At 63.9% G+C, this 7,502-nt stretch carries 7 protein-coding genes; all 7 read right to left on the minus strand.

What is annotated here, in order from left to right:
• Window positions 1-567: hypothetical protein (locus E5W87_RS28760; RefSeq protein ID WP_292405225.1), on the minus strand; the 567-nt coding region annotated here is incomplete at its 3' end.
• Window positions 568-765: 198 nt separating this feature from the next.
• Window positions 766-3,231, minus strand: coding sequence for a hypothetical protein (locus E5W87_RS28765; protein ID WP_292405228.1), 2,466 nt, complete (start codon window positions 3,229-3,231; stop codon window positions 766-768).
• Window positions 3,231-3,830 carry a hypothetical protein gene (locus tag E5W87_RS28770; RefSeq protein WP_292405230.1) on the minus strand — a complete coding sequence of 200 codons (600 nt, stop codon included), beginning with the start codon at window positions 3,828-3,830 and terminating at the stop codon, window positions 3,231-3,233. The genes E5W87_RS28765 and E5W87_RS28770 overlap by 1 nt, the downstream gene beginning before the upstream one ends.
• Window positions 3,831-4,121: 291 nt before the next feature.
• Window positions 4,122-4,373 carry a hypothetical protein gene (locus E5W87_RS28775; RefSeq protein WP_127205307.1) on the minus strand — a complete coding sequence of 84 codons (252 nt, stop codon included), beginning with the start codon at window positions 4,371-4,373 and terminating at the stop codon, window positions 4,122-4,124.
• A gap of 213 nt (window positions 4,374-4,586) precedes the next feature.
• The gene (locus E5W87_RS28780; RefSeq protein ID WP_292405233.1) at window positions 4,587-5,576 is read right to left on the minus strand and encodes a Coat protein; all 990 of its coding nucleotides are present in this window, start codon (window positions 5,574-5,576) and stop codon (window positions 4,587-4,589) included.
• Between the two features lie 179 nt (window positions 5,577-5,755).
• Window positions 5,756-6,664, minus strand: coding sequence for a hypothetical protein (locus E5W87_RS28785; protein ID WP_292405235.1), 909 nt, complete (start codon window positions 6,662-6,664; stop codon window positions 5,756-5,758).
• A 211-nt stretch (window positions 6,665-6,875) separates the two neighbouring features.
• Complete coding sequence (locus E5W87_RS28790) at window positions 6,876-7,448, minus strand: hypothetical protein (RefSeq protein WP_292405239.1); 573 nt, start codon at window positions 7,446-7,448, stop codon at window positions 6,876-6,878.
• Window positions 7,449-7,502: the final 54 nt, after the last annotated feature.

Raw genomic sequence — 7,502 nt, forward strand, 5'->3', positions numbered from 1 at the left:
GAGGAAGGAGAGAAGCAGTCTGTCGGCCTGGACCGCCGGCCGGCTGAGGCGGGCCGGTACAGCCGCGCGCGGCCCACCCATGGCAGCGCGGCGGGTGGTGGTCAGGTTGATCTTGAGGTCGGCAACGCCGGCGGCGTCGAACAGGCCGTTGGCGGTGGCAATCGCACGGTTCAAGGCATCGGCCTCGAACAGCTCCTGGCGGAGCTGTTCGATTAGCCGCTGGACGGTGCGCCAGCGCTCGCCGAGCGAAGCGGCCTTGGACTTGATCTCGTCCCCAAGTGCGGTGACATCGGCCCGGGCTTCCCTTTCGGCGGCTTCGGCACGGCGCTTGTTCGCCGCCTCGATGGTTTTCTCCAGCAGCGCGATTGCCGCATTGCAGTCGGTGAGAGCGGCGCGCACCTCGCCCAAGTCGCCGTCACCGAAGATCGCGCTGTCCTCGGCCTGTTCCAGCTCCTGTTTGCAGGTGGCAGCATTGTTGAGGTCGGTGTCGAGCAAGGCGATGACGGCAGCGAAATCGGCAGCCGTCCGCGCCCTGCCGAGATCTTCGGCATGGGTGGATGGGGTCACGGAAGGGGTCCTTTTTTGGGAGAGGATGGCGAAGAGTTATCTCCCCCCTTGAGGGGGAGATGGCCGGCAGGCCAGAGGGGGTCGTCTCGCGTGAAGCGTCAGCCTCTTACATCCGTTATGGGAGTCGCGCCGGGACCTGCCGACCCCCTCTGTCGCCTTTGGCGACATCTCCCCCTCAAGGGGGGAGATCAGCAGGTGCTAAGGCTCCGCATCGAACACCGGCGTGAACGCCCGGATCGTGCAGGGCGTTGGGTTGACGTGGCGGATCTTTACTCTGCCCTGCCCTTCCCAGCTGTCATCGATCGGCACCTCGACATTGCCGGTGAACAGGCTCGCCTTGCCGTCTGGCGCGACGATGCCTGGCATGCGCACCTTCTCCCAGCGGCCGCGCAGGAAGGACTGCACTTCGAGCCCCGACGTGTCGGTCTCGAGCAGCGACAGCATCACCTTGGCGACCTTCTTGCGGCGGCCGACGATCGAGCCGTCGCGGCCGCCGACATCGAGTTCCAGCGTGTTGGCCTCGCAGTTGTAGCCGAGCCCGACCTGCCATTTGGCCGCCGTGGCGCCGCCCGGCAGCGCCACCTGGCCGGCGGCAACAGGCAGGTCACGATAGATCTTGCCGCCGGCCAGCACGTCGACGCTCTCACCGTCGAGATGATCGAGCCCGGAGACGGCGTTGACGGCGGCACCCGAATAGGTCAGGCCGCAATCGACCTGGAAGGCATCGTCGAGGCCGCCATATTCGAACGGCGGCGCCATGATCTCGATGGTGCGCTTGGTCACGCCACCGAGCGTGCGCTTGACGAACAGCCAGACATCGTCGGCGCCGTTCTGGCCGGGCGTCACCACGGCGCTTTCAACGATCGCCCATTCCGAACCAGTAAAGGCGCCACCGAGGCGATGCCGGTGCATGCCGCGCACATCCTGTGACGGCTGGTGCGTGTAGCCGCCGAGCTCGCCATTTTCGAGTGGAAACCACAGCACCGGATCGGGGTCGGTCTGGAACGCCAGCTCGACGACGCCTTGCTTGGGAATGTGCTCGGAGATCTGGCCGATATCGTCGGAGGTGAACTTGCTGGCCGAGGTCTGCACCAGCTCGGCGATCGACTTGCGGCTGCGGGTGACATAGAGGAACGACTGTCCGGCGGCGATCGGGCGGATGCGGGCGCAGCCGAAGGTGCGCGAATTGCGGTTCTTGAATGAGGACGGCGTCAGCGCCTCGTCGATGCCGGAGCCCGACAGCGCCCGGATACCGCCTGATGTGCCGATCAAAAGCGCGCCGTCGGAATCGGCGATCCAGACGATGTCGTTGGCCTGGCCGCCGCCGGCCTGGACGAATTCCAGCGCGGCGTCGTCCTTTTCGCCCAGCGCGAAATTGTCGAAGTCGCCGGTCGCCGAGGCGTATACCGAAAATCTGCGGCTGAAGGCCAGTCGTTCCTCGTAGAGCGAGCCGGTCTCGACATATTTGCCCGGCACGAAGGTGCCGAGCCGCCAGCGGGTGATCGGGCTCAGGTTCGGCAGAGCATGGTTGTGGAGCACTATCTTGACGATCGTGGTGCTGGTGCGGCTGGTGATCCTCGCCCAGCGCCACTGGCCGTCAGCTCCCAAGAGACGAATGGCGCGGCCGACATCGGTCGCCTGAAAGCCGGTATCACCGTTGATGCCGACGATCGAGGAGGCCGCAAGGTCGAACGGCGTCTGATCCGAAGCGGCGATGTGGAAGGCAATCTCAGCGTTATAAGTGTTGTCGGCGTCCTCGCCACCGCCGCCGGAAAAAACGAACTGGTGATATTCGTAGGCGTTGGCGTTGCTGAAATCGTAAAAGCGCGTTTCGCCATTGCTCCAACCGGTTTCGCCGGTCCTTGTATCGAGCGTCACCCAATTGGTGCCGTCGTTCGATCCCTGCACTTCCCAGGCGGTGAAATAATCGAAGGCGCGTGTGGCCTGGTTCGCGGCGCTCACCCAATATGCGTCCACAACGTGACGAGCGCCGCCGGCATTCTGAAAGCGGATATAGCCGTCGCCGCCGCCGGAGATCAGGACATTCTGGGTCTTGTCGCGGTCGAACATCATATATGCGTCGTCGGTGCCGCTGCCGCTCGAGGCGGTGCCGGAGGGCGCCGTGTTGCTGGTCATCCTGGGCGTCAGATGGCCGGTCTCGGCTGGCGTCAGCGTCGTGCCGGTCTCGTTGATGTCGTCATAGGGACCGTCGAGGAATTCGAAATCCTCCAGCGTCCATGTCGTATGCGCGGTACGCGTCAGCACCTTTGGTGGATAGTCCTTGTGGCTGATCCACATCTGGTCGGCTGACTGCACATAGGCGAGAGTGAAGAGGTCGGCTTCCGCATAGGGCGAAGCGATCTCGACCGTGCCGACGCGGGCGCCATAAGCATAGACGCGGATATAGAAGTCGCCGAACTCCAGGCAGTAGGCCTGCTCGGAGGAGAAGATGAACGGGATGCCGCGCGTCGTCTTGGCCGCGTTCTTCACCTCGCCGACGAAGATGGTGCCGCCGCGCTTCCTGATGCCGCCATGCGGCAAGGTGACAAAGTTTTCGCATTTGGAGAGTGCCGCCCGATAGAGATCGAGCGAGGCGCGCGCATGCAATCGCGGACTGATCTCGCCACGTACGAATGCGTCCTGGACCGGATAGAGCGTCGTCATCAGCGCACAAACCGGTTGTCGCCGCGCTGGATCGCCCAGGACGACGTCGAAAGCCTGCCGCCACGCTGGATGGCGTCGGCGTGGAACGCGGCATCGAGCGCCCGGTCGTAGGCACCGCGGGCGATGTCAATCATGCTCGCCTTGTGGGTCAGCGGATGCGCGATCTTGATGGCGAGCGCTGCAACCAGCACTTCGGTGAACAGCGCGTCCCAGTCGTTCGGATCGGTGAGGTTGGCGATGTAGCGGATGAGGCGCGGCCCGGACTGGTCGGAATAGATCAGCCCGGCCTCCTGGCGCCACGAGATCGGCATGCCGTCCGCCTCGCCATTGTGGGTCAGCGGCAACGGCCGCAAGCAGTCCAGCGGCAATTCATAGGCAAAGTTCAGCGTGCCCGCGCCGCTACCAGTGTCGGCTCCGGCGACCGCGGCCGCGAGGATGGCGAAGACCCAGGCGTGTTTCGTCAGCTCGGCTTCGCGGGTCAGGTCGAAATGCAGGTTGAGCAAGCGCGCGGCTTTCACATCCTGATCAAGGCTGTCGATCGGCGCCTCGTCGAGGACGCCAAGCGCCATGTTGGCGATGTCGAGCGGGGTGATGGCCATGGTCTGGGCCTCCGTGAGTGTGGATCGCAGGGCATGGCGGCCCCACGGCAAAAAGCCGCTTCGTAGCGGCTGGGGATTTGGTGATTTTTGGCTTGAGCAAAACGTTCGCACGTCTTGTGCGTGGAACCCGTCACGATACCAACCACCCGTCAGGAAACGGGTGGCGTGGGATGTGTATTCAGTCCCTTGTGCTCGTTCGAGCAAGGAAAAGACGATAATATTGTCGCTATTGCAGTTTCACGATGTCGCCGCGCAAAGCGGCGATGACTTGCGGCCTGAATTCCTGCGGCATCAGCCGAGGCGTGCGCTCGTCGAGATCCGCCGCCCTGCTTCGGCTGACTTGGCAAAGGCGCTTGCTTGCAGCTTTCCGGCACCTCTTCCCATTGCCAAACCCTTGTCCAGGGCATCCTGAAGACTTGTCGTGTAGTAGGCGGTGTTTTCCAGACCGCTGAAGAAGTTTATACGGTGAACTTCCCCCTTTTTGCTTATGACAATGCCCGCTTTTCGGAGCACTTCCTGAACTGCCTTATATGTCATGTTCATGGTTACCCTCCTTTGCCAAGACAAGGCAGCATCGCCCTTTTATGTAACCGTTTGGTGACGGCGATTAATTAAAGTGCAACATGAATATGTTGCGAGCCCCAAGACTTGTGTCACTCTGGAGCAGCGCAGCGCGTGAATCTGGAATTCGCTACATTGGCCGACCTGGCGTCCGGAAGGGACGGGAGGTCCGATGCTCCCGCCCTTCCGGTCCGATCACGCCTCGGTCGTCTTCAGCGCGATGAACGTCATGTTCTTGACGCTCGACGCAGTACGGTCCCAGTTCGCCGCCAGCGCAAGCTCGGCGTCAGTGGCGAATTCGCCGGTCGAGGAGGCGTCGAGGAAGCGCGTGCCCGGAACGTGCGGGACGAAGTGCCGGCGGCCGACCATTTCGGTGACGCCGCCGCCATGGCCCTGGCGCGGCTTGCGGTCGAACTCCAGCGGCCCGCCTTCGGTGTTGACTGGCAACTCGTTCCACAGGATCGCCTTGTCCTTGAACATGAAGGCAGTGTAGACGCCTGCCGCGACCGGGATGTCGTCGTCCACGACGGCCCGCAAGCCCATGTAGTACGGGATCAGCGGCCCGCCCTGCTCGGAGGGCGGCACATAGTCGATGAGATCGGCGAGCTTCAGCGCCTTCATCTGCTTGGAGTGCATCCAGATCGTCTTGAACTTGTCGGCGCGGTCGCCCATCAGATAGGCGGCCTCGATGATGTCGGTGTCGACGATGGAGGCGCCGGTGACGCGGACCAGGTCGCCCGCATCATTGGCGAGGTTGTCGGCCAGCACGCCCTTCAGAATGCCGAGCAGCGTCAGCTTGTTGGCACGCTGCCAGTAGTCGGTCTGGCGGCGCACGATCAGCTTCTGCGGGTCGTCGCCGGCCAGGATCGAGGTCAGGTCCGGAATGCCCCACGCCTGGGCGCGGACATTGCGGGCAGCGACCTCGCGGCGCGCGCCGATCTTCTTCATCTCGATCGAGTCGGCCGGATCGTCATTGACCGGCTCGGACGGGTCGTTGCCGAGATCCTTCCAGCCGGGCATGTCGACGGAACGCCCGCCCATGGAAAGCTTCGAGGCGATGGCCGGGTCGGAAAACAGGATCCCGGCCTGATAGATCTCGGGCGACTGGACATGCTCCTCGAACGAGTATTGGGCATAAACGGACGGAACGATCGCGTCCGCGATGCGGGTATAGGCGTCTGCCATTTTGTCTTTCCTCCATGGTTTGATTGGCGGCGAGCTTTAGAGGCCGTTTCGAAACTCGCTCCGGCGCGCCAGGTGGTGGTGGTTTCGAGAACCGGAGCGCAGCGGACTTTTGGGTCCGTGAGCACCGGAAGCGCAGAAAACGCCGCCAGATGGCCGCCGGAGTAGAGTTTCCAAACGGACTAGAGGGGGTTGTTGGGCATCCACAGGTCCGGGTTTTCGCCGGCCTCGCGTGCCAGCCGCCGGGCGCGGGCGGGGTCGCTTTTGACGAGGGCTGAGATATCGGTCAGGTTGCGTTCGCCGGCGGCGTTGCGCTTGAAGGGATTGCCTCCACTTAAAGCCGCACCACCGTCGATCGTGTCTTCCCTGAACATCGCCTCGCCAACGGCGTGGAACGCCTTGGCGATCTGCGGATCGGTCAAGGCGCCGTCAGGCAGAAGGATGCCCTTCGCCTTATAGGCATCGACCAGGCCGAGCTTCTTCATTGCCCGGTTGGCGACCTCCAGCCTCTGGCGAAAGCCGTCGCTGTCGGTCGGTCCCCAATCCCTGACCAAGTCGTCGTGAGTGGCATCGACCGAGCGGACAAGGGCGATCTGCTGCACCTTGGCCTGCTCGGCCATGTAGCCGACGAAGCGGTCGTGATAAGCCTGCGCCACCTTTGGGGTAGCGCCGGCTTCGACCGCCCAGGCCTTGGAGGCGTTGGCGAGCTCATCCGAATAGGCGAAGTTTTCGGGAAGCCCGTCGGGGCGCCTGTATTCGACCTTGTCGGGCGATGTCAGCGGACGCATCGCCAGGGGAAGTCGGGCATGGAACCTGTCCCAGTCTTCCCCAGGCGCGTCCGCTGCGGGAATGCGCAGGCTTTCGCCCTGCTGCCGCTCCAGCTCCGCATAGGATGTGAAAACCCGATCGAGGCTTTCAGGCTTGGTCCAGCCCTTGGTTTCAGCGAGCTTGCGGTTGCCTTCGGAAAGACCGTCAAACCAACTCTTGCCGGCCGGCGGGGCGGACCCGTTGTCCCCGTTGGCCGGTGGCCGTGCAAGGTTGCCCGCCGGTGGCAAAGCCACCACGGACCCGACGTCTGCCAGATCTGTCATGAGAAGTTCCTTTGTTGAGGTTAAAGGCCGATGATAGGAGCCGGCGGCGGAGCCAGTATCTCCCCCCTCGAGGGGGAGATGTCGCCAAAGGCGACAGAGGGGGTCGGTGCGACTGGGCGCGACCTCAGCGACAGATGGAGGTTGGTGCTCCACGCGCGGCTACCCCCTCTGGCCTGCCGGCCATCTCCCCCTCAAGGGGGGAGATTAGCGCCTAGACATTATCGCCCCAGTTTTCCCACAGCAGCGTGATCGTGCCGGTGATGGCGAGCGTGCCATCGGCGTCGATTTCGGTGGCGGTGGCGAAGGCGAGGTTCAGGTAAAGATCGACGGGCGTCGTCGTCCCGTCGAGCGTCGCAGCGGCAGCGATATCGGCCGTCGAGGCGGTCGACAGCGCAGCACCCGCGCCGTCCAGCGTACGGCCGGTGGCTGCCACCACATTGACCATGGCTCCAGCCAGCGTCGCGCTCGATGCCGCCGCTGACCCGAGCGACCAGGTGAGTGCCGCACTGTCGTTGATGGTCGAGGCGCGGGTGGTCAGCACGGCGAATTGCAGCCTGGCGGTGCCGCCCTTGATGCGCACCTTGCCGCCGAGGAAATCGAAGAGCTTCTGGCTGGCATAGGCAAGCGCATCGGCGACCGGCACTTGCATGGCGTTGAACGAAAAAACGGTGCGGTAGGCGCCGCCCTGCCCGCTCGTCCTGGCGGCAAGCCCGGCCTTGGGCGGGGCAAAGCCGGCCTCACGGGCCGCGGCACGGGAAAGCGTCCGGGAAAGACCTCGGGTCATGGCATTCTCCATTCTTGGGGGGTTGGGGGATCGGCTGGACCCGCCACAGGCGGG

This window comes from Mesorhizobium sp. (assembly GCF_004962925.1).
Classification (GTDB): domain Bacteria; phylum Pseudomonadota; class Alphaproteobacteria; order Rhizobiales; family Rhizobiaceae; genus Mesorhizobium.

Coding starts and splice junctions, on each gene's coding strand:
- E5W87_RS28780 (WP_292405233.1), bottom strand. CDS start 5,576: ATGGCAGACGCCTATACCCGCATCGCGGACGCGATCGTTCCGTCCGTT.
- E5W87_RS28775 (WP_127205307.1), bottom strand. CDS start 4,373: ATGAACATGACATATAAGGCAGTTCAGGAAGTGCTCCGAAAAGCGGGC.
- E5W87_RS28790 (WP_292405239.1), bottom strand. CDS start 7,448: ATGACCCGAGGTCTTTCCCGGACGCTTTCCCGTGCCGCGGCCCGTGAG.
- E5W87_RS28765 (WP_292405228.1), bottom strand. CDS start 3,231: ATGACGACGCTCTATCCGGTCCAGGACGCATTCGTACGTGGCGAGATC.
- E5W87_RS28770 (WP_292405230.1), bottom strand. CDS start 3,830: ATGGCCATCACCCCGCTCGACATCGCCAACATGGCGCTTGGCGTCCTC.
- E5W87_RS28785 (WP_292405235.1), bottom strand. CDS start 6,664: ATGACAGATCTGGCAGACGTCGGGTCCGTGGTGGCTTTGCCACCGGCG.